General features: G+C 41.7%; 18 protein-coding genes. 4 read left to right on the top strand and 14 right to left on the bottom strand.

Features of this window, described 5'->3' with window-relative positions; translation table 11 throughout:
- The first annotated feature begins 50 nt into the window (after nt 1–50).
- Complete coding sequence (gene lysS, locus KRP56_06300; protein ID UAL07432.1) at nt 51–1,595, top strand: lysine--tRNA ligase; 1,545 nt, start codon at nt 51–53, stop codon at nt 1,593–1,595.
- Nucleotides 1,596–1,689: 94 nt separating this feature from the next.
- Here lysS and KRP56_06295 read toward each other — a convergent pair whose 3' ends face one another.
- Nucleotides 1,690–2,796 (bottom strand): DNA topoisomerase IV subunit A, encoded by a 1,107-nt coding sequence (locus KRP56_06295; GenBank protein ID UAL08489.1) that lies wholly within the window; start codon nt 2,794–2,796, stop codon nt 1,690–1,692.
- Nucleotides 2,774–4,804, bottom strand: coding sequence for a DNA topoisomerase VI subunit B (locus KRP56_06290; GenBank protein UAL07431.1), 2,031 nt, complete (start codon nt 4,802–4,804; stop codon nt 2,774–2,776). The genes KRP56_06295 and KRP56_06290 overlap by 23 nt, the downstream gene beginning before the upstream one ends.
- A gap of 210 nt (nt 4,805–5,014) precedes the next feature.
- Here KRP56_06290 and KRP56_06285 point away from each other — a divergent pair, with 210 nt between their 5' ends.
- Nucleotides 5,015–5,857, top strand: coding sequence for a hypothetical protein (locus KRP56_06285; protein UAL07430.1), 843 nt, complete (start codon nt 5,015–5,017; stop codon nt 5,855–5,857).
- A 58-nt stretch (nt 5,858–5,915) separates the two neighbouring features.
- Here KRP56_06285 and KRP56_06280 read toward each other — a convergent pair whose 3' ends face one another.
- Nucleotides 5,916–7,019, bottom strand: a complete 1,104-nt coding sequence (locus tag KRP56_06280; GenBank protein UAL07429.1) for a zinc ribbon domain-containing protein — start codon at nt 7,017–7,019, stop codon at nt 5,916–5,918.
- A gap of 190 nt (nt 7,020–7,209) precedes the next feature.
- On the opposite strand from KRP56_06280, the gene KRP56_06275 reads away from it, so the two are divergent.
- On the top strand, nt 7,210–8,310 hold the full coding sequence (locus tag KRP56_06275) for a GTP-binding protein (GenBank protein UAL07428.1): 1,101 nt from the start codon (nt 7,210–7,212) through the stop codon (nt 8,308–8,310).
- On the opposite strand, the gene KRP56_06270 is transcribed toward KRP56_06275, so the two are convergent.
- Both KRP56_06270 and KRP56_06265 read right to left on the bottom strand, forming a co-directional pair.
- Nucleotides 8,311–9,783: a PH domain-containing protein gene (locus KRP56_06270; protein UAL07427.1), complete on the bottom strand. Its 1,473-nt coding sequence runs from the start codon at nt 9,781–9,783 to the stop codon at nt 8,311–8,313.
- Nucleotides 9,776–10,267 (bottom strand): PH domain-containing protein, encoded by a 492-nt coding sequence (locus tag KRP56_06265; protein ID UAL07426.1) that lies wholly within the window; start codon nt 10,265–10,267, stop codon nt 9,776–9,778. The genes KRP56_06270 and KRP56_06265 overlap by 8 nt, the downstream gene beginning before the upstream one ends.
- A gap of 186 nt (nt 10,268–10,453) precedes the next feature.
- Between KRP56_06265 and hisS the strand changes: the two genes are divergently transcribed.
- A complete protein-coding gene (gene hisS / locus KRP56_06260) occupies nt 10,454–11,707 on the top strand; it encodes a histidine--tRNA ligase (protein ID UAL07425.1) in 1,254 nt (417 codons plus the stop codon).
- Between the two features lie 54 nt (nt 11,708–11,761).
- Here hisS and KRP56_06255 read toward each other — a convergent pair whose 3' ends face one another.
- The 9 genes from KRP56_06255 to KRP56_06215 all read right to left on the bottom strand — a co-directional run bounded on the left by KRP56_06255 (nt 11,762) and on the right by KRP56_06215 (nt 21,261).
- Entirely contained in the window at nt 11,762–12,343 is a 582-nt protein-coding gene (locus KRP56_06255; GenBank protein UAL07424.1) for an isochorismatase family protein, read from the bottom strand.
- Nucleotides 12,344–12,423: 80 nt separating this feature from the next.
- Complete coding sequence (locus tag KRP56_06250) at nt 12,424–13,698, bottom strand: hypothetical protein (protein ID UAL07423.1); 1,275 nt, start codon at nt 13,696–13,698, stop codon at nt 12,424–12,426.
- The gene (locus KRP56_06245) at nt 13,698–15,863 is read right to left on the bottom strand and encodes an AAA family ATPase (GenBank protein ID UAL07422.1); all 2,166 of its coding nucleotides are present in this window, start codon (nt 15,861–15,863) and stop codon (nt 13,698–13,700) included. Before KRP56_06245 ends, KRP56_06250 begins: the two co-directional genes overlap by 1 nt.
- Nucleotides 15,864–16,410: 547 nt before the next feature.
- Nucleotides 16,411–17,160 carry an ABC transporter permease gene (locus KRP56_06240; GenBank protein ID UAL07421.1) on the bottom strand — a complete coding sequence of 250 codons (750 nt, stop codon included), beginning with the start codon at nt 17,158–17,160 and terminating at the stop codon, nt 16,411–16,413.
- Nucleotides 17,157–18,020 (bottom strand): ABC transporter ATP-binding protein, encoded by an 864-nt coding sequence (locus KRP56_06235; GenBank protein ID UAL07420.1) that lies wholly within the window; start codon nt 18,018–18,020, stop codon nt 17,157–17,159. Before KRP56_06235 ends, KRP56_06240 begins: the two co-directional genes overlap by 4 nt.
- A gap of 230 nt (nt 18,021–18,250) precedes the next feature.
- Complete coding sequence (locus KRP56_06230; GenBank protein ID UAL07419.1) at nt 18,251–18,652, bottom strand: ribonuclease HI family protein; 402 nt, start codon at nt 18,650–18,652, stop codon at nt 18,251–18,253.
- A gap of 1 nt (nt 18,653) precedes the next feature.
- A complete protein-coding gene (locus KRP56_06225; GenBank protein ID UAL08488.1) occupies nt 18,654–19,004 on the bottom strand; it encodes an aspartate 1-decarboxylase in 351 nt (116 codons plus the stop codon).
- Between the two features lie 87 nt (nt 19,005–19,091).
- Nucleotides 19,092–20,108: an iron ABC transporter permease gene (locus tag KRP56_06220; GenBank protein ID UAL07418.1), complete on the bottom strand. Its 1,017-nt coding sequence runs from the start codon at nt 20,106–20,108 to the stop codon at nt 19,092–19,094.
- Between the two features lie 70 nt (nt 20,109–20,178).
- Nucleotides 20,179–21,261 (bottom strand): iron ABC transporter permease, encoded by a 1,083-nt coding sequence (locus KRP56_06215; protein ID UAL08487.1) that lies wholly within the window; start codon nt 21,259–21,261, stop codon nt 20,179–20,181.
- Nucleotides 21,262–21,494: the final 233 nt, after the last annotated feature.

Here is a 21,494-nt window from a genome sequence, read left to right as displayed (position 1 = left end):
TTTAGACCGAAAATCTCTTTTATTCCAGGTCTATATCAAGTCTGATCAAAATGCACTGGGCTGACGTTATTGCGAAAGAAGTGGCCGACACCTGTGAGCACCCGCTCATAGCTACAGGTATCAGCCCCACGGGAATCATTCATGTGGGAAGTTTGAGAGAGGCCATTACAGGAGAGTCTGTACGCAGCGCTGTGGAAGGACTCGGTAAAGAGGTCAGGTTGATCTATCTGATAGATTCGTTCGATCCTCTCAGGAAATGCTACGATTTTCTTCCCAAGGAATATGAGAATTATGTAGGGATGCCCATATCAAGGATCCCATGTCCATGCGGTAAGCATGAGAATTATGCACATCATTTCGTTAAACCATTCTTGGATGCAGTGGACTCTTTAGGAGTAAAATGCGATATAATCTGGACCCATGAACTGTATGACAACGGGAAGTTCGCGGAGGCCATCGATATGACCTTTAAGAAGAGGCATCAGGTCATACAGATACTCAATGAGGTCTCAGGCAAGGAGGCCAATCCAAATTATGCACCTTACAATCCAATATGTGCGAAATGTGGACGTTTCACAAATCCCTTGTTCGATACATATTCATTCCCTTTCGTGGAGTACCAATGTACATGTGGGCACCATGGAAAGGCCGACATCAGGAAAGGAGATGGAAAGCTCACATGGAGGTGTGAATGGCCTGCAAAGTGGGCACTATTCGGCACATCCGCAGAGCCTTTTGGTAAGGACCATGCAGCGGCAGGAGGCTCTTACGACACAGGTGTAAGGATCGTAAGGGAGATCTTCGGTGCAGAACCTCCAGTTCCGATCCCATATGAGTTCGTTCAGCTCAAAGGGGTCGGACAGATGCATAAGTCCTTGGGATGTTCCGTTACAGGACTGGATGCGATCAGTATGACCCCTCCGGAAGTTTTGAATTATCTGTTCCTGAGAGTGAATCCCAGCAGAGCTATTGATTATGACTCCGGTATCGGGACCCTCGATATGGCAGACGAATATGACAGGATGGAACGTCTTTTCTTCCAGGGAGAATTTACAGAGGCCGAAGAGAATTCTGTTCGTGCTTACGAGATTGCACAGCACAATCATGTACCTAAACAGATGCCTATGCAGATACCATACAGGCACCTTGTCAATGTTGTTCAGATGACGGATTCCTTCGAAGGCGTCATTGAAGTATTGAGCCGTACAGAGGACATGTCCAAAGCAAACGAGGAGGACCTCAAGAGACTCGAACGCAGGGTCACTTGTGTGAGATATTGGCTCAAGGGATTTGCTCCAGATATTGTCAAGTTCTCTGTTTATCCAACTGTTCCCATGGGGGTCGAGCTTACAATGAATGATAAGGTATTCTTCAAGGAGCTTGTCAACAAGATGAATGATTGCAATTGGGATTCAAAGACCATCAGCGATATAATATCCGATACTGGAAACAGTTCTCCGCTTGGTGCGAAAGGTGCGTTCAAGGCGATATATTCTGTACTTATCGGAAAGGCCGCAGGTCCAAGGTTGGGCCCCTTCCTTGCAAGCATGGATAAACAATTTGTAATAAATAGGTTCATTCAGGCCTCGATGTGAGGCCTGAAACCTTTTTTTAATTAATTTGACCCGATCATAAGAGTCGAATCCGAGAGGCGCATATATTACGTCTTTAATTCGACCCTTAGTAAGATCACAATATTCCCATATTGGTGAGTTTTTCGGGAAGGTACGTGTCCGTGACGTAATCCAGACCGTATTTGGCCAATGCCTGCTGTTCAGATTTTTTACCCATACTGAGCATGGCCTGTATCTCATTGACCCAGAATTCATCTGCGAACCTGGGGTCTGAAAGTTCTGCGTTGAGGGCCCCGATATCTTTGTCATTCAGTTTATCTGTCGGCAGATCGTAGTTCAATATGTCTGACGGAGTTATACCGATGAACTGTGCTGTGGGCGTTGCAAGGTATTCTGATATGTGTGCGGTCTTGATCGCACCATATGCGACGGAACCGTATATCCTGAATGACCAAGGGTCACCGTCAGTGAAGACAGTGATGGGCATGTTGTATTCCTCATTTAGCTTTTTTATAATGCGCCTGGTACTTCTTGCAGGTTGTCCGCTAAGGTGTACCAATACGCAGTTGTATTTTTCAGGAAAGCCGTTCTCGATCAGTCTTGCGTACATACCACCAGTTTCTATGGCCATCACAAATTTGGAATCTCTGATGCCTTTGATATTGAACGTTCCATCATCTACGTTGTAAGGTACAGCGAATCCAGTCTCGGCAACATCTTCCATGCAATTGATGGTCTTCAGACCTTTTTTCGTCATCGTTTGGAAATCTACATTTCCATAGATATGAGCACCACTTTCTTCCGGACGCAGTTTGAAATCCTCTCTCATGCAGCCGGATATGACCTCCAGGTCTTCCGCTAAAAGATTGCTTTCATCTTGTGTATGGAATTTTGCGTTATGCCATCCTTCAGAGATGTAATACATCTCCCTTAAGGTTGAAGAGTGGCCTTCGCGGATCATTTCATTGATGAACTCTGCTGTGTATGCTGTCCTGAGCATCATTTGCGCCCCCTGGACGGTCTTTGCTGTACGACAGGTTCTGAGACTGCCGTATTTCCAAACGTTATGTGTGCAATCGAACTCTATGTTCTTCTTTGACCTTAGTGCTAATTTCATCTCAGGTATGTTTCCGGCGGACATCTCGTTGTAGAGGCCTTCTACGACGGTTGTCAACTTTTCACGGGCTATCCGTTGTCTCTCATTCGTCTCCAAGATCTTCATCCTCCGTTGTTTCTTCTTCCTCTGTGCTATCTTGGACGTAATCATCCTCGGATTCAACGATCTCCAATCCCTTTATTCCCCAATCTCCGGGCAAAGCTTCAGCACCCATTACGATCACAGGATTTATTCCAGAGATGTAGATATCATCTGCATCGAAAGTATCTGACATATCTCCTTTGAGTTCGAAATTCAATTCTAAGTTGGTGGAAGGTGCAAGATCCTTGATCTCCCATGTGGTCTTTCCTTCTTCGTTCATCTCTATGAAGTGAGGATTGGTGAAAAGTGTGAGATTTACGCATTCCTTCGGCAACTGTGCATGTAGCTGCATGCTTCTGGGGTGTGTTGTGTAGTTATATATCGTATATTTGAATGAGCGCGCGTTCTTCCCGATCTTTGTCACGGTGGGTTCGATCCACACGACATTCATGATCTTCGATATGGTCATGCTGAGGTCTGGAACAGGTTTGTTCAGCATCTTTGCGGATTTCTGTGCTAGATCCGGAAGTATCACTTGCACGATCTCGAATTTGGCATGTGTCTTGATCTTCCTTTCCATTTTATTAAGATGACTCTTAAGGTTTCTGGCACATAGTCTGAGTGCAAGATTGATCTCAGATTGTATCTCATCGAATGTAGCTACAGCCTCTTTTCCTTCGGAAGTGAATGGAACTTTTGTGGAGGCAATATGTACCAGTATTATGGCTGGTCCGTACGGGACTCCCTTTCCTCCTCTCTGTTCAAGACCATATCTTCTCCAATCAACCTCTGCGACTGCTTTGGTTATCGCGCATGCACCTGCTTGATATAACAGAGGTACACGGTTGGCAAATCTAAGGATCTGTACAGGTGAATCGCTGGGTATCTCTCCACCGTAGACTATTCCAGCTTCGATTATGAACGGATTGCCGTTTACTGTCTTAGGAGCTCTGGTGACAGGCGTCGCATAATAATCTGGACGCATACCGTCCAGGATATGCATGAGACCCTTTTTGATAAGTATGTCTCCTATAGGGGATAAGCAATCGGTAGGAGGGGCCATTATCTTTACATTGTCTATGGCCTTTAGTAGATTCTTGAAATCATCACGTGACATTTTGTCGGGTTTTGATTCTGGATTTATCTTCGCTTTTTCTAAGATATCGTCAGCTATTCTGTCTGTGATCCTGGAGAAATCACTTTTCAGGAAAAGTCTCATGGTCTTCTGCTGTGTGTTGTTGGCATATTTCATGAGGTCTCCGATCTCCATGCCTTCCGGATGGGGTTTGATCTCCTTGGATCTCGGAGGCAACTGATCGGTCGCTCTTTCGAAAGTGTATGTTTTTCCGTCTGGGTCATGGAACTCTATGCGCGCATGAGGATTGACGATGGCCGTCTCTTTCAGATATTCGAATATGGACTGTTTTCCGGTCACATATCTTCCTTTTGTAGTGTATTCAACGCTTACGCCGTGTTCTTTGCCTTCCCAGGTGAATGCTTTGTCGTGGGTGACAATGGGGCGGTTTGTCTTGGTATCCACCGAGATGTCCATCTGCCATGCAACTTCATCAATACCTTCTATCTTGGATCTGACATGGGCTGGTTTTCCGGTGTTTATGTTACCGAACATGATAGTGGCCGATATACCGATACCTTGCTGTCCCCTGGATTGTCTGAGGGCGTGGAACCTTGAACCATAGAGTAGACGGCCGAAAACATTGGGGATCATTTTGTGGATGATACCTGGGCCGTTGTCTTCCTCGTACACTATGTAGTCATCATCATCCTCACCGTGATTGACCTTGACAATTATATCTGGCAAGAATCCCGCTTCTTCGCAAGCATCCAAAGAATTGTCCACGGCTTCCTTTATACCCATTATGAGCGATTTTTGACGCGAATCGAAACCAAGGATCTGTTTATTCTTCTCAAAGAATTCAGTTACTGAGATCTCCTGTTGTTTTGCTGCAAGCTGAAGTGCCGTCGGAGCCTTGTCCTTGACGGCTTTAGAATCACTACTAGTAGAGGGCATCCAGCCGAGGTATTGTATTAGCGTATTTTATGATTTAGTTTCATAAAAAACTGAAAAATGCTATTATCTTATGTTTGCAGGCGGTGTAATTCAAGATTGATTAGTGAATTGCTAATCCCTTATTTTCAATATCTTAATGCTTAATTTTAATACAGACCAACTCAATCTTGTACGACCGTCTTGTTCGGTCATAAAATCGGAGATATAAACTTGCTATCTGAGATCAGGAATGTCAAAAGGAATGAAATGGATGTGCTGATCGAGGCCGCCAAGTCAGAGGGATGGAATCCTGGACTGAACGATGCAGAGTGCTTTTATTCATGCGATAACAATGGATTCTGGGTCGGTCTTGATGATGACGAAAGGATAGTTAGCACACTGAGTTTTGTCAATTACCCAGATTCAGATTTTTCATTCGTTGGGTTTTACATGACCTTCCCCGAACACAGAAATGAGGGTAACGGTCATTCTTTATGGAAGGAAGTGTTCGGACGCAATCCTAATAGGAATGTAGGTCTGGACGGTGTGCCAGCTCAAGTAGATAATTACATCAAGAGTGGTTTCAAATCGAACAACGTTAATCATCGTTATTGCGGTCAAGACATCCGTTCATCTGGTGATACCAGGTGTCTTGTAGATGCAGACGCAATAAAATTCGAGGATATCTGTGTTTATGACAGGATGCATTTTCCTGCAAGAAGGGATGCATTCTTGAGATCCTGGATACATAATTCCCATAGGTCATTTACATACATGGAGGGAGATAATATCAGAGGTCTTGGTGTCATAAGGGAGTGTAATGATGGTTATAAGATCGGCCCCTTATTCAGTGACAATTCCAGTATAGCAAAGGATCTTTTGAGCGGGTTGGTAAATGGTCTGGAAGGGAACAAGATCTATTTGGACATAATGGACAACAATAATGAAGCTGGAACATTGGTCCAAAATATAGGAATGAGGCCGATATTTTCGACTTTAAGGATGTATACCAGAGGATGTCCTGATGTTCGTTGGAACAATGTTTTTGGTATAACCTCATTTGAACTGGGATAATCGATATATAAAACAGGGTAAAAAAGTCAGGGCGGTTTCCCGCCCTGTAAAATGTTGATCAGAATTTCTTACCGCATTTGGGGCAGAAGGACGCGGTCGAAGGTACTTCGGCTCCACAGTCAGGACAGATGATGTTATTCAAAGTGACCTCTACTGTTCCGTCGGCATGTGTGACCTCTGTTTCGATCTCCTCATCAAATTTGGATCCGCATTTGGGACATACCTTGGCATCTGCTGGCACTTCGGCTCCGCAGTCTGAACAGGTAAAGAAGTCTGCCTTATTCGGTTTTATGTCTTCTGGACGGTCGATATATGCACCGCACTTCCTACAGTTGACCTCACCAGGCAATACAACTGCGTTGCATTTTTCGCATCTACCGTATCCCTTGGGGTACAGGCGGCCCTCTTCTTCCATCTTGGTCCTTGTCTTTTCCAATCTTGACCTCATGAATGCAGAGAGGAAGAGGATCATCAGGAAGATTATGATCACGTAGACCGTGCTCATGAAGGTTCCATATATGCAAATCGATGTGAGACTTCCGTCGTAAGCATCTGTCAGGAACCAGGTGTATGATCCATCACTAAAGTCATCATTATCGTTGACCAGACCTAATTGACCAATGTATAGCTTAGAGGAATCTAGATCGAAAGTACCGCTAGCCGTTGTACTTTCTGAGGTATAGGATACGACCGTTAATTCGAATTTTTCTAAGTCAGAACCGTATACCTGATCGGTAGTGAAACCTACGCCACTGACCGTGTAAGTGCGGAGGACTATGTCATATCCTGAAGTGTCACCGGAATAGGTTGCAACTATTGTGACGGTATTGTCTTCGTAAGTGCATGTGATATCTGTAAAGTTAGAATCTTCTACTGGTTCCGAATTCTTATCGATCACACCTGGCGCCATTACCGTGGCACCAATTATCAATGCTGTTATCATGAAGATGGCACCGTAAGCTGTCAAGAGTTTGAGGTTATTGACACCTAATAGGTGAGGGATCATGTAAAGCATTACACCGATAAGGAACATTCCAAAACAGTTAGCCGTCCATCCATACAAAGTAAGGATAAGGGCCAAGATGAAGGTTATTACCAAGGCCGCCGTCCTTTTTGGATTTAGATCGAGTTTACTTTTATCGATCTTCAGCGATATACTCATGGTCCCCATTATTCTTTCTTTCTTTTAAAAGGTATTGTGCACATCTTTTTGGGGGATATTTTTTAATGTTAATGTGCCAGTATGGAAAAAAATAGCCGCAGATAGGTATTTTCGGATCAACCTTCAATTGTAGTCTATTAATAATTGTAAAATATGTGACCGACATCACCTAGTTGTAAGAGATTTCTTTATGGCAACGATCGAAGAACAGATCAAGGAGTTGGAAGATCAGATTTCCAATACCAAATATAACAAGGCCACCGAGGCCCACATTGGAAAGTTGAAGGCGAAGATCGCCCGTCTTTCCGAGGAAGAGGAAAAGAGAAGGTCCTCTAAAGGACCGGTCAAAGGATTTTATGTCAAAAAGGCAGGCAACGCGACAGTTGCCCTCGTAGGATTCCCTTCGGTTGGTAAATCCACTCTTCTGAATCAGTTGACAGGAGCCAAATCCGAAGTAGCAGCGTATCATTTCACAACGTTGGATGTTGTGCCCGGGGTGTTGGAATACAACCACGCAAAGATCCAGATCTTGGATATGCCAGGGCTGATAAAGGATGCATCAAGGGGAAAAGGAAGAGGAAGAGAGGTAATCGCGGCTGCGAGGGCAGCCGATGTGATACTTCTTGTTGTGGATATCTTCAATCCCAATATCAATGTCCTGATGAAGGAACTTTACAATGCGGCCATACGTTTGGATCAAAAAAGACCGGATGTGGTTATAACTACCAGTTCTCAGGGCGGGATAAACGTCATGCCCACGGTAAAGTTGACAAAGATAGATGTAGAGACCATCGCAGACATGACCTCTGCGTATGGACACATAAATGCGACAGTCGTTGTAAGGGAAGATATCGACGTGGAACAGATGCTGGACGTTCTAGCAGGTAACCGTGTTTACATCAAGTCCGTCATGGCAATTAATAAGATAGATCTGGCGAAGCCCGGAGAATTAGAGGCGGTGCTGGAGACGCACAAAGATTTCGTCAAGGTGCCTGTTTCTGCAGCCACGGGTTTTGGTATGGAAGACCTCAAAAAGACATTGTACGATACCATCGAGATGATCCGCATCTATCTGAAGCCTCAGGGCAAGGATGCAGATATGGAAGTCCCCCTCATTGTCAAAAAGGGGAACAGTGTCGGTGAGGTCTGTGAACTCATACACAGGGATTTCAAGAGCAATTTCCGTTATGCCATGATCTGGGGTAAGAGCGCAAAGTTCCCCGGCCAGACCGTGGGACTGGACCACATTGTTCAGGATGAGGATATCTTGACCATCATCGTAAAGAGATGATCAGATCTCGGTTGCTTTGTAATCATATCTCCCGTCAGCAAGACGTTCCATGATCTTATTTGAGATCATTGAGAGTTCCTGTTCATCGAAGTATCCAGATCTTACGGTTTTTGCACCTGCTGATGACAATAGGGAGATGTCAATTCTTGCGAGATCGAATCTTCTAGACATAGGTGTAGCGAATACATCGGTTATCTGTACGCGATCATATTGCACAGTCAGGGTCTCTCTATCCAAGATACCGTTGATCAACACGAACATCTCATCATCCATTCCAAATTCACGTTTTTTGTAGGATATGAACGCTCCGAAATAAAATAGTGCAACAACAGCGGCTGTACCAACAATGGTGAGATATTTTAATACGGTGACAGAATAGTCTGGCAAATTACCGATAGTTCCTGTGTAGGTGTATATCCACCAGCACGGATATGCCATTAAGATCACCCAGGCGATCATTACATATGTGGTCTTTGATACAAGTGGAAATTTGGCAGTTTCAGGCTGTACATGCGTCTTTATGTCGCGCATGAACTCAGGCACGAGTGCTTTCATTGCTTCATCTAATTGTTCTTCTTTGATCAGAAGGCATAGAAGGGGCGTGGTCTCTTTTCCGATAGCGTTGATCCCCACCACTTCTGCTTCTATGCAGCATCTGTGGAGGAGTCTCGCAAAATATGGCCTTCTTACACGCACAGCATTTATCCTTTTTACTTCGAACGAGGTACGATAGGTTTCGATCAATCCGTGTTGTAGGTGGATCTTGTCATCTAAACGATAAACCTTAAAGTTATAATATCTGAATATTAAACTTACCATCGGTATCAAACTGGATACCAAGAGCATCATCAGAGAGATGATCAATCCTCCTCCGCTAGTGAATATGACGGATATGAGTGAAAAGGCACCAAAGAACAGAGCGTACAGGAAACTCCAGCTAGAACCTCCGATCACTCCATAAAGTATGGCATCGGACCCTTTGAATTTCAATACTGATTCAAATGAGTTCTCATTTTCTGTCTTGTATTCCTGTTTGAATATACCGGACATAAGTTCTGTTCTGATCTGGTCGGCAAGGTCCTTCTTGAAAACAAAGCTTGCTTCGGGTATTGCGGCATTGTGTGAGGAATTTATGTTTATCTGAAGCCTTGTAGTTCCAAATATACGATTGAAGACACTGCGTACTACGTTGGCCGAGGCTATCTTCGAGTAAGGTATGGTCTTCTTCTTTTTGTAGAATACATTGCTTTCCACAATGGCTTGATCCGATTCGAATGTAATGGTCGTTCTTTTCCAGGAAATGAAAACTAAAAGCTCCCATATTATGAAGATGGCCAATATGAAATAGGTCGCTCCTATTGGAACGTTTGAATCCTTCATGAAGGATATGATTATGAATCCAAGTATCACAACCAATAATATGGTATTCTGGATCATCACCGTTGGGTGATTCCTGTACTTCCTTTCATTCATTCTTCATCCTGTCCTTGAGGATTTTTTCGACGACTGCGTTCAATTCAATAGCGACCTTGTCTGCTTCGTCTTTTTCCAGGAATTCAATGCGCGCTGTACCGCCGGCAGTGGTGATGTTCACATCAGCCAGACCGAACATATTATTGATCGGACCGCTGACGACTTCGACCTGATGGATCCTCTCTATAGGCACGAGTGTGTGTCTTACGATTATTATCCCGCGCCTGATATCCACTTTGTCCTGGGTCAGGATGTATTTGTAGCGTCTGTAGAATATTATCGGGCCTACGATAGAATATATCAGGCATATTGCAAAGATCAATGCTGTGATGATACGTATGTCGCTGCGAACGGAATCGTTCTTGATGAATAATGCTTCGATTATTGCGACGGCTGCTATGAATATTATCAGCAATATCGCATATTTCACATACATCGCAGATTTGCATTTCGGGTTCAATGTCTTATATTCCACATCTGTCATTCAAATCGCTGTTCGCTTCCTAGTTGTAATACGTATAAATTATTATTGGTCTTGGATTTTTATTTGTATTTTTTGGACAAAGCGTCGTGTATTTGGCAGATATGCACGAGATGTCTTGTTTTATTTCGATCTATTATTGGTAAAAATGGGTCAAAATTTATTACTGTCCTGAACATTGGGTCAGTCATGATCCAATGCCCGCGCGGTACAAGGGACTTTCTCCCGGACGAGATGGAAAAGAGAAGATTCTACGAGAACATCCTCAGGGATACCGCGCACACCTTCGGATTCAGGGAGATAGAGACCCCCATATTCGAAGAGGCAGAGCTGTTCATACTTCGTTCTGGACCCAATGTGTTGAAGGAAATTTACAATTTTAAGGACAAAGGGGACAGGGAAATGGCCCTTCGTCCTGAGATGACCGCTCCCGCGATCAGGCTTTTCGTCAACAACATGAGCAATGATCCAAAACCGATAAAGGTGTTCTATTTCGGTCAGTGCTTCAGATATGAGAGGCCGCAGAGCGGCAGATACAGGGAATTCTTCCAATTCGGTGCTGAAATCATAGGCAGTGCAACACCCGAGACCGATGCAGAGGTCATTGCAATGGCTGCCTCCATGATAAAGGACCTTGGCCTCAAGGATTACAAGATGCGTATCGGGCACATCGGTGTGTTAAGACAGAAGATCTCAGATGCAGGTGTTCCAAAGGAAAGGACGGCCGAAGTCCTTCAGAAACTGGATAAGAAGCTCTATGATGAAGCAGAGCCGCTCCTTATTGACATGGGCGTGTCCCAGGATATGGTAGACGACATCTTTAGATTCACTGAGACAGTGGGAGACGTGACTGTTCTGGAAAAGATCCCAGGAGAGGCTGGGGATTATTTGAGATCCGTGGTCAGTTATCTTTCTGCGATGGGTGTGAACAACATCGAGATCGATCTGGGTGTTGTTCGCGGTCTTGATTATTATACAGGGATGGTCTTTGAAGCAGAGGCACCGGTCCTTGGAGCAGAGAAACAGATCTGCGGAGGCGGGTCATATACTTTGTCTGAGCTTTTTGGTGGTGAAAAGGTGTTCTCCACAGGGTTTGCCATCGGATTCGACAGGATACTTCTGGCCATGGAGAAGGAAGGCATTCAGTACGAGACAAAAGGTATCGAAGTATATGTTGTACCAGCTTCCGATGAGATGAGGATCAAGGCGTTCGAGATAGTTTCATTGTTACGCAATGCGGGCATATCTGCGGATGTAGACCTCATGGGCCGCAAGATGTCCAAGGCCATGAAATTTGCATCCGATGCAAAGGCAAGGAAAGTCCTTATCGTCGGTTCAAAAGAGATGGAGGAAGGAGCGGTAACCCTTAGGGACATGGTCACAGGAAAACAGACCATTGTAAAGATCTGGAACATAGTTGAGGTAATGTCAGGTCCGTTTTGAACATCGATGCTGCCTTCAAGGGTCAGAAGTGCCCCAGATCTTATTTGGTCATATTCATTTGTTAATAATTTCACAACAAGGGTATTCCGATCCACAAATTGTGAATTCGGGTATTTTTGTTGTACTTAGATTTTCTTCTAGTTCATCCATTGTGAATGTTTTGCAAATGGTATATGCGGCATTGTCAAATTTATTATCAGTGGATATTGTTCCTCCGATCAGAAGATACGGGCTGATGTTGTGTTCAAAGGACCCGTAATATGTCCCTATAATACAATATTGAGTGACCAGTCCAGCCAAGAGTATGCTGTCGCATTTACATTCTTTCACGACATCCGCTAGTTTTGTTCCTACAAAGGAGTTCATGCGTGTTTTATGGACGATGATGTTTCTTGGATCTGATATGATGCCTTGAATATATTCGTCACCATCATCTTTTTCATATAGCGAACATTCGCACGGACCGTCGTAATGAACAAAAATGACCGGTCTTTTATTTTTATGGAATGAAGCAACAGCTCTGTTTATCGTTGCTACGCTGTCGAGGTTGCCTTCTTCAGATATGGAGCCTCCTGTAAATTTTTTTTGCACATCTATTATAACAAGTGCTAACTTCCTATCTTTTTTTTCAGGCATTGGCATGCTTATCAATTGGAGTATATATCCACAGGTAAATATCAATGACGATTCATAAGAGGATTTAGTTCTCGATTGGATTAAAGATTGTTGAAAATCTCATCTAGTATGAATAGTGAACCATTAAGGCCATATATGGGTCTTGGAATGAAATTTGCACGAGAAAGATTTGGTAGAGCGATATCCACTCCTTTCCTGCAGTTACCCATCATCATCTGAGTCTCTGCTGTCTGTCCATCAGTGAACATGAAATCTACTTTGTTCGCTGCGGGATCGTTATACCATGCTTCTTTTAGTCCTGTATCTTCCAAGAATTTGATCGTTGATGCGATCATATTCTTGTCAGCCCCCGGGTCCGCAGATATGCTCATGGGTACCATGCAGAGATAGCTGTATAACCATTTCATCAACGGATACATCACAGAACTATCTGTCATTATTGTGAATCTGCAACATTTTGTACTTTGTGAATATAGGGAGCCGTTGATCCTTTTGAAAGCCCTTTCTCTATATTTGTGTACATGTTTGGTCATTATTGAAGTATCAGCTTCCATTTTTTCTGCTATATTATTTGCCCAGCCTTCTGTGGCATCAAATCCAACGGGGGCACCCATTTCTGAAAATATTGTCGGAATACCATATTCTTTATCGTAGAACGAGGCGACCCTACTGCAATATTCTGGACTTACACAAACATTGAATTCTGCTGCAGTTGATCTTTCCAAATCCGATGAACTGCATCCCGCACCAGGTGAGGAGATGACATCAATGCCCATTTCATTCAGCATTAGCCTTAGATCGTTGAGTGCATCCTCCCAGTCATTACTGGAAATCGGAAGACCGATTATGTTTACAGTATTGGGTATAGTGGTCTTTTTTTTCGGAGATTTCCATTCGAGTATGGATTTTATGGTATGATCGTAACTTGCAGAGAAAGGTTGGGATATAAGTGATTCTTCTATTGCCATTGCCTTATTCGTAAAACCAGATCTTTCTATCGAATCTGTTATGTTATCTCCGATAAGAGCCGCTCCAGGAGATTTTATGAATACATCAAAACAATCATTCATGTTGCAGATCAGCGGTATGCATTCCTCAAGTTTCTTGTCAGACCCATTTATGTAATTGTCTTCATCAATGAAAGTGCAAGGTATTCTGGATTGACCAAAGAAATATTGTTGTGAATATTTTTTGAAATCTCCAGGATTTGCACGCGGGTAGCACATAGATGATAAAAATGTATGATAATTTCTACATCCGCCAGGGCCGTGGAGCACAGCACATCCATCGCTAAAACTCTCTACGGCCAAAAGTGCACCTGTAAATCCGTCCATGCATATTCTATTAATTGTCATTAAAGGTCCCTCCATCCTTCTTTTTTTGGAACGCTAATCAAATCTACGAATTTGCGTCCATATGCTAAAACACCGTTAAGGCCCGGACCTGGACGAGAATAGGTCATATGATAAACACCGTCCAATTCGGTGAGTCCGCTATCCGAGGCCACAATATCGGGCGAATAGAGTACGATATCTGAAGTTATTTCTTCTAATCTATAATTGTGCTTGAATTTGATGCCCATGGCAACATAGATCGATTCCTGTCTTTTTTCTTTCCAATAATATACTGGACCGACACCGACGACAATGATCTCCATCCCTAGATCTAGAACAAGTTCGATAAGCCAATCTACGTTTTGTGTAAATTTATCTTCGATTATGATCCTTTTTCCCACTAATTTTGTCCTTAGTTTACTGATCTCAGAATCATATTTCTTTTCTTCATCATTGGCTATTTTTTCGGCTATATCGGAAATGTTGAACTGTTTTCCAATTTTTTCAGAAAATCTGCGATATTCCCTTATACCAATTGGAAGTGGTTCAAAGTCTACAGGTACGTTCAATTTATTTTTTACCAGTTGAGCAATTTTAATGGAACCCCTATCACTGTCAACGATGTAATTCATTTTTCCTAAGCGGAAATTACAGATAGATTCCATCGAGGATTCATACATGAATCTACAGTTGACTTCTATTCCATATGGGCGGAAAAGGTCGAATATCTCGTTATCTTTGTTTTCTCCTTGTTTGAAGAAATATCTTTCTGCAAGGATGTTTACCTTTCTCATCTCAGGTTCTAGAGTGTTATTTACCATGTCCAAGAGTGCGTTGGCAGATTCAATGTAACCTGCTTCCCAGTCTCCAAGAATATTTCCATCAGCTTCTACCACTCTGAAATACATGTCAGGATGTTCATTGCTGATAGCATTGACGACATCGATCACATTATCTCCGATTATGCCTGAAACGCATGATGTTACAATGAATATGTTGTGATGGCCTTCAAGTATCGAATCGCGTATTTTTTGTTCAAGAAGTCCAGCTCCACCAAACACAGATACTGTATCGTCCATATCTGTGGATATTATTCTCATTGATTGAGGATTAAAATTATGGATATGGTTGCTTCTTCTTTTTATTTCGCTTAGATTTTTTGATGATGACATTATATGTGCACAGCTGCGGGGGCCATGGATTATAACAATGGAATCTATGACCGAAGAACATCCATGTACTGCGCCAGATGTGGCACACGATGAAAGTATCTTCTCTTCTGTTGTGACCTTTTCTTTGGTGGTTCTAGCACACGTTCGACAAATTTCGTTCTTGATACTCAAGAGATCAGCAGTACTATTTCTTACTGTTTCTCCTTTTGCTATTTGTTCCATTTGATGATCATTTAATGGTTTTGAATCCAGTAGTTTGGATTTGCCGTTCACTATATTCAGGATATTTTCGGAGATCTTGTTAAGTTCATATGCAACATCGGAGTCAGGAAACATTTCCATTACGGTCTTTCCTGCTCTTTCAGCATCTGCAAAAAGTTTGCTCCTTGGAATGCACGCTACTATTGGAAGATCGACCGCATCTGCAAATCTTTTTACAGTATCATATTCAGCATCTGCACCGCGACAGTTCAAGATTATGCCTGCCACTCTGGGAATTCCCCTATCAAAATTGCTAATTCCTTTGAGTATGTTGTTTGCAGCATATAATGACATAAATTCGCCCGATGTCACTAGGTATACTCCGTCTGCATATTCATTTCTTAGAGGAACTGCGAATCCCCCACATACCACATCTCCAAGGACATCATACAGTTTCACATCAAAGCACATATCGTCGAGGCCGAGTTTCTTCAGGGTATCGAATGTACTCAAGATACCTCTGCCAGCGCAACCTATCCCAGGTTCTGGACCTCCTGCTTCCACGCATTTTATTCCATTGACCCCATCAAGAACAATATCCTCGAGATGCCTGTCATAGGGAGGTGTATTTCTTATGTAGTTGAGTACTGTAGATTGTTCTTTTCCTGCCAAAAGAGCTCTAGTGGAATCATGTTTGGGATCACATCCTATCTGCAGAACCTTCTTTCCTTTTTGTGAAAGAGAATATGAAATATTTGACGATACTGTAGATTTTCCTATTCCTCCTTTTCCATAAATTGCTATTTGTATCATAGGATGTCCTTTTTTTGTATAATGTAATATTTGCTGTTTTTTGTATTGTGCAGTTTCATTATTTTTTATTATAGCCTTTTTGGTATTTTTGTAGAAATTTGGCGATATGTAATGAATAATGTGTTTTATTGATCTGCATTGGTTGAGTTTTTGTGCAAATATAACGAATTATTAAATGCACTCTTGAAATTTTACTACAGTTTCAATTTGAAGGTTTAAACTTTGTTTAATGCAAATGTTATTTGGATATATTATCCAATTGTTGATTAATTTTTTCTTATATATATGTTGTTAATTTGATATCCATCGATGATTAAATTTTAAAAGATATTTTGGATTTACATTTCAACTTTGTTTACATAATTGAAGGATTATGAATAAAACGATTTAATGGGTTAAGATTACTGAGAATAATTTGCACAGCACATAGAGCGCATTCATGAGACGCTTTCTATGATTCCATAATGATTTCAAAGTTCTATTTTGAGTTACAGGGGCCTATTGAAAATTTATAGAAAAAAGTTTTAAGAAGTTTAAATTTAAACATTCAGATCTTTCTTTCTCTCATAAGATAGATGTTGAACAGCAATAATGCAACTCCGAATGCTATTAAGACAATGAGGAATAACCAAGAGTAATCTAATCCTAATGAACTTTCTCTCATCAGAGTGCTTGAATATGTCAGCGGCAGACAGTACAGTATTGCTTGGAACCATTCCGGCATAGAGGATACTGAGAAGAAAGTACCGCAAAGGAATGTCATGGGTAATATAACCAAAGTGCTGAATGTTGACATGCTTTGATGGGATTTTGCTATCAAAGCAGCGGATTCTCCTAGTAGGGAGAATGTAAAACATGATACGACCAAAGTGATCAAAAATTCTATTGTGAAATGTAATTCGGGGGCCAAGAATAACCCGATGATGAATATTATTGCACAACTGATGAGACCACGCACCACCCCAAGCATGGCCTTTCCAATTGCAATTGATGAATATCTTAGAGGGCACAGTATCAATTCATCGAAATTATGATAATACAATCTTTGAACATTCATTCTAGCCGAAGTTGACGAAAACGATGCAGAAAGTGCAGTAAGAGCAACGATACCGGGAATGATGAATGCGATATATGATACGCCATCGATTATCTGTCCATTTCCTAATCCATATCCGAATGCCAAAAGATATAAAAGTGGGCTCATCAGGCTCATCACAAGTACGCTGAGGGCACTATGTCTTAGGAAGCGCATATCGCCCCATGCAACACTGGAGATCTCCTTTAGATTGTCGATCATTTTTGTTCACCGACCGAGTCGCCAGTCATTTTTACAAAACAATCTTCAAGATTGGTATTCCTTACAGTGACTGTACTTTTTGGATCAAGGGTATTGGCATATTCATTCGCCTTTTCTCTGTTATCGAAGTACGAATAAGTTGTCTTTTTCATTTGGTCAAAACATTCAACTGCTGTGGATCCCACAATGTTACATAGTTCTTCAGGCGTGTTTACGACCACGATCTTTCCGTGATTGATGAAGGCGACCCTATCGCAAAGTGCCTCTGCTTCTTCGATATAGTGAGTGGTCAGAAATATGGTGGTACCATCGGAATTCAATTTTCTGACAATGTCCCAGATAAGTCTTCTTGCTCCAATGTCCAATCCGACTGTAGGTTCGTCAAGGAATAACACCTTTGGATTATGTATCAATGCACATGCGATGGAGACTCTTTTTTTCCAACCACCGGACAAGGCAGTTATTTTGTAATCTCTGTATTCGCTAACCCCAAGGTAATTGATCAGGTATTCAATTTTTTCCATTCCTTCTTTTTTTGACATTTTATGATATTTTGCATGGCATATCATGTTCTCTATGACTGTAAGGTCATTATCAAGACTGATCTGCTGTTGTATCACGCCGATGCTTGTTTTTGCTTTTATGGGGTCTTTATCAATGTCGTAATCATTAATGATCACAGTACCTGAGTCTTTGTTTTCCAACGTTGTAATCAATCGGATCGTTGTTGTTTTTCCTGCACCGTTTGGTCCTAAAAATCCAAACACTTCCCCTCTTTTCACATTTAGGTCAATATGATCTACGGCTGTTTTTTTATTGAAAGCCTTGGAAAGTCCTTTGACCGATATGATGTCGTCCAATAAATCACCAATTGGAAAATACATCCAACATATAATAAATGCATGACCAAGTTAGGGTTAAGTAAATTATTTTTTATATTTTTTATTAGAAATAAGTAAAATAATTGTTATAAATCAAATTTTAAGATTATTTTTGATTTTATTGTTATGTTATTTTTAATTTGTAGATTAAAAAAGTTATTTTGGCGATTACAAATAATACATAAATTGGTATTAATTTAATATTTATCTTACTTGTTAATATCTAATTCTATGTTGAGAAGTGCATCCGCTCTCGGTATCAAAAGTTCTGAACGCCTTACATTTCTAAATCTGACTTTTGGTATCATCGATGAAAGGGTGATGGCATCCGCATGAAGGTCTTTGATGTTCTCTGATTTTACTTTATATTCCCCAGTCATTTGTTTTATTACCAGTTGGGAGTCCATAATGAACTCAACATCGTCTGCACCTAGTTCGATTGCTTTAATCATGCCTGCGATCAATCCACGATATTCTGCATAATTGTTGGTTCCTATTCCAAGAAATTCAGAATGCTCATGTATTATCTTGCCGTCTTTAGTTACTACGATGGCGTACGCTGCAGGTCCAGGGTTGCCTCTCGATCCTCCGTCTGAGAATATTTGGTACATGTTAGTAGGTGAACTCCTTGATAGGTTCGTTGTATTCGTTGACCAGGGTAACATTTGCATGTATCTGTTCATCAGTAAGTTCGAATCCCATTATGATTATCTTGTCACCTATGTTACAAAGGTGTGCTGCGGCGCCGTTAATGGCTATAATGCCCGAGCCTCTTTCCCCGGGGAGGGAGTATGTTTCGAAACGGGCACCGTTGGTGACGTTAGCGATATAGACCTTTTCTCCGAGCAATATGCCGGACCTATCCAAAAGGTCCTGATCGACGGTTATGCTGCCCTCGTAATCGAGTCTGGTCTCCGTCACAGTGGCTCTGTGGATCTTTCCGCGCAACATCCAACGCATGATATTCTTTATCTGTACGGAATAAAAGACACTTTCGGTCTGACGTTTGAAGTAAAGTTTTTTGCTAACAAATAATATGTTTTTTTCAAATTACCATGCTGATTTACTCTGTTTGATAAGCAAATATAGGAAAAGTGGTCCACCGATAAGTGCTGTAATGGTACCGACCGGTAATCCTGTGGATCCTGCGCTCTTTGCGATGCAATCTGCTAGAAGGAGCATCATTGCGCCAAAGGCTGCAGAAGCGGGAATGAGATATTTGTTATCGGATCCCAGGAAAATCCTTACGACATGTGGTGCTACCAATCCAACAAATCCAATTGTTCCTGTGAATCCAACAAGCACAGCAGTGACCAAAGATACGATACCTAGTGTTATCAATCTTGTTTTTTTGGGATTAACTCCTAATGTTATTGCACCTTGATCGCACATTACCAACACGTTGAGTTTTTTTGCAAGTATTTGGAATGCTATGATCCCCAGTAATGCTGCAACGACCATATACCAGACGTTACTCCAGCTGGCCTTTCCTAATGTACCAATGTTCCAGATGTATATTTCAGCGAGGGATTCTTCTGAGGCGGTAACTTTCAGCATCGTTGTTGCAGCTGTGAATATGTACATGACTGCAATGCCGATTAATACCATCGCTGCAGGGGTTATGTTCTTTTTGAATTTTGATATGATGATTATCATTGCTGCAGGTATCAATGCAAAAATGAATGCGTTCATCATGGTGGCTGATTCGCTATATAGGCCAGGTATCAGACTTATTCCAAGTATTATCGCTAAACATGCTCCGAATGATGCACCTGATGCAATACCAGTAGTATATGGGTCTGCAAGAGGATTCTTCAAAGCACTTTGCATGGCAGCACCACACACACCTAAGCCTGCACCCACGGCCAATCCAGCAATCGCGCGTGGAAAACGTAAGTCCCAGATAACATAATCTTTCATCTTTTCAGCTTCACTTATTGGCACAACTCCCAAGATATGGTCTATTAGTATGCGATAAGATTCAATAAATCCGATATCATATTTTCCGAAAGATAGTTCTAGCCCCATTGCTAAGAAAGCTATTACTAGACACAATATCACAAACATCAGTTTTTTTGAAAGATACTTGTAATATGTATTTTTAAAATCAGAAAAATTAGGTATCGATGTTGTAATATTACCACATCTCCTTTTTAGAACGTAATATCAATATCAGGAAGAGCGGGCCGCCAATAAAGGACATTATTACACCCACTGGCACTTCTCCAGGATATACAATGACCCTGGATATCAGATCAGCCAATAGAAGGAAGGCTGCACCGAATATTGCTGATGCAGGCAATACATATTTATTGTCGGAGCCAAGGAATATTCTAACGATATGCGGAGATATAAGGCCAATAAATCCGATTATTCCTATGAATCCAATCACACTTGCGGTCATTATCGAAAGGATTATCAAAACAAGAATTCTAAAATTCTCAGCATCTAGTCCCAGACTTCTGGCACTGTCATCTCCAAGTGTAAGGATATTCAATTTTTTTGTGGAGAACATCATGAATATGCCACCAATCAACGTTATAACGAACATCAATGGAAGGTCAGACCAATTTACGTTCTCGAGACTTCCAATCTGCCAAAGATATGCCTGTTGTATGGTCTCCGTATTTGCAGATACAAGAAGAAGTGTACTAAGTGCAGTGAACATGTATGACATTGCTATACCGGCAAGTATCATGGTTGCAGGGGAAGTGTTCGTGAATTTTGATATGATTATTATCACTCCCGCTGGGATCAGGCCGAACAGGAATGCATTGATAACAAGTCCGTAATCGCCAATAGTTGATCCAGCAGTAAAACCTAAAACAAGTGCTATGGCAACTCCGAATACAGCTCCCGCGGATATTCCTGTTGTGTATGGGTCTGCTAATGGATTTTTCACCACAACCTGCATTGCTGCACCACCTATGGCAAGTCCAGCACCGGCAACGATTGCGATCAGGATACGGGGGAGTCTGACGCTCCAGACAATATAATCGTCCCACCATTCTTCGGTTCCGGGTGTGTAAGTGGCGCCCAATATGTGATCAAATAGGATCTGATAGACTTGCACGAACCCTATGTCCCGGCCGCCTAATGTTAATGCCACACCTGCGATTATAAAAATGGCAATGATGGTTACTGCAATGAAAAGTAATTTTCTTATGGTATAACTATGGTAATTCTCCCTAAGGGTAATCTTATCATTCTCGTTATCCATGGTCATTCCTATTTTTGTCGAATTGGTTTTTTTTGCATTATTTCGATTTATATTGTGGTCGTACAATGCATTTTATATAATTGGATTATTGCTCCAACGCAATTGACAAAGATGTATATAATCCTCTTTATGGTTGGATTTTTTATTTGTTTTCATGCATTATCATGTAATAATATTGAAGCAAAAATGAACTGTTATTTTCATATCTGAATCAAATGTTTTAATGGTTTTAA

The sequence above is a fragment of the Candidatus Methanogranum gryphiswaldense genome (genome assembly GCA_019262145.1).
Classification (GTDB): domain Archaea; phylum Thermoplasmatota; class Thermoplasmata; order Methanomassiliicoccales; family Methanomethylophilaceae; genus Methanogranum; species Methanogranum gryphiswaldense.
This window is presented reverse-complemented; position numbering and strand designations above follow the sequence as displayed.

Excerpts from the sequence above, each read along its gene's own strand:
- lysS (UAL07432.1), top strand. The coding sequence starts at position 51 with ATGCACTGGGCTGACGTTATTGCGAAAGAAGTGGCCGACACCTGTGAG.
- KRP56_06295 (UAL08489.1), bottom strand. The coding sequence starts at position 2,796 with ATGAAGATCTTGGAGACGAATGAGAGACAACGGATAGCCCGTGAAAAG.
- KRP56_06290 (UAL07431.1), bottom strand. The coding sequence starts at position 4,804 with ATGCCCTCTACTAGTAGTGATTCTAAAGCCGTCAAGGACAAGGCTCCG.
- KRP56_06280 (UAL07429.1), bottom strand. The coding sequence starts at position 7,019 with ATGAGTATATCGCTGAAGATCGATAAAAGTAAACTCGATCTAAATCCA.
- KRP56_06275 (UAL07428.1), top strand. The coding sequence starts at position 7,210 with ATGGCAACGATCGAAGAACAGATCAAGGAGTTGGAAGATCAGATTTCC.
- KRP56_06270 (UAL07427.1), bottom strand. The coding sequence starts at position 9,783 with ATGAATGAAAGGAAGTACAGGAATCACCCAACGGTGATGATCCAGAAT.
- KRP56_06265 (UAL07426.1), bottom strand. The coding sequence starts at position 10,267 with ATGACAGATGTGGAATATAAGACATTGAACCCGAAATGCAAATCTGCG.
- hisS (UAL07425.1), top strand. The coding sequence starts at position 10,454 with ATGATCCAATGCCCGCGCGGTACAAGGGACTTTCTCCCGGACGAGATG.
- KRP56_06255 (UAL07424.1), bottom strand. The coding sequence starts at position 12,343 with ATGCCTGAAAAAAAAGATAGGAAGTTAGCACTTGTTATAATAGATGTG.
- KRP56_06250 (UAL07423.1), bottom strand. The coding sequence starts at position 13,698 with ATGACAATTAATAGAATATGCATGGACGGATTTACAGGTGCACTTTTG.
- KRP56_06245 (UAL07422.1), bottom strand. The coding sequence starts at position 15,863 with ATGATACAAATAGCAATTTATGGAAAAGGAGGAATAGGAAAATCTACA.
- KRP56_06240 (UAL07421.1), bottom strand. The coding sequence starts at position 17,160 with ATGATCGACAATCTAAAGGAGATCTCCAGTGTTGCATGGGGCGATATG.
- KRP56_06230 (UAL07419.1), bottom strand. The coding sequence starts at position 18,652 with ATGTACCAAATATTCTCAGACGGAGGATCGAGAGGCAACCCTGGACCT.
- KRP56_06220 (UAL07418.1), bottom strand. The coding sequence starts at position 20,108 with ATGTTTGTGATATTGTGTCTAGTAATAGCTTTCTTAGCAATGGGGCTA.
- KRP56_06215 (UAL08487.1), bottom strand. The coding sequence starts at position 21,261 with ATGGATAACGAGAATGATAAGATTACCCTTAGGGAGAATTACCATAGT.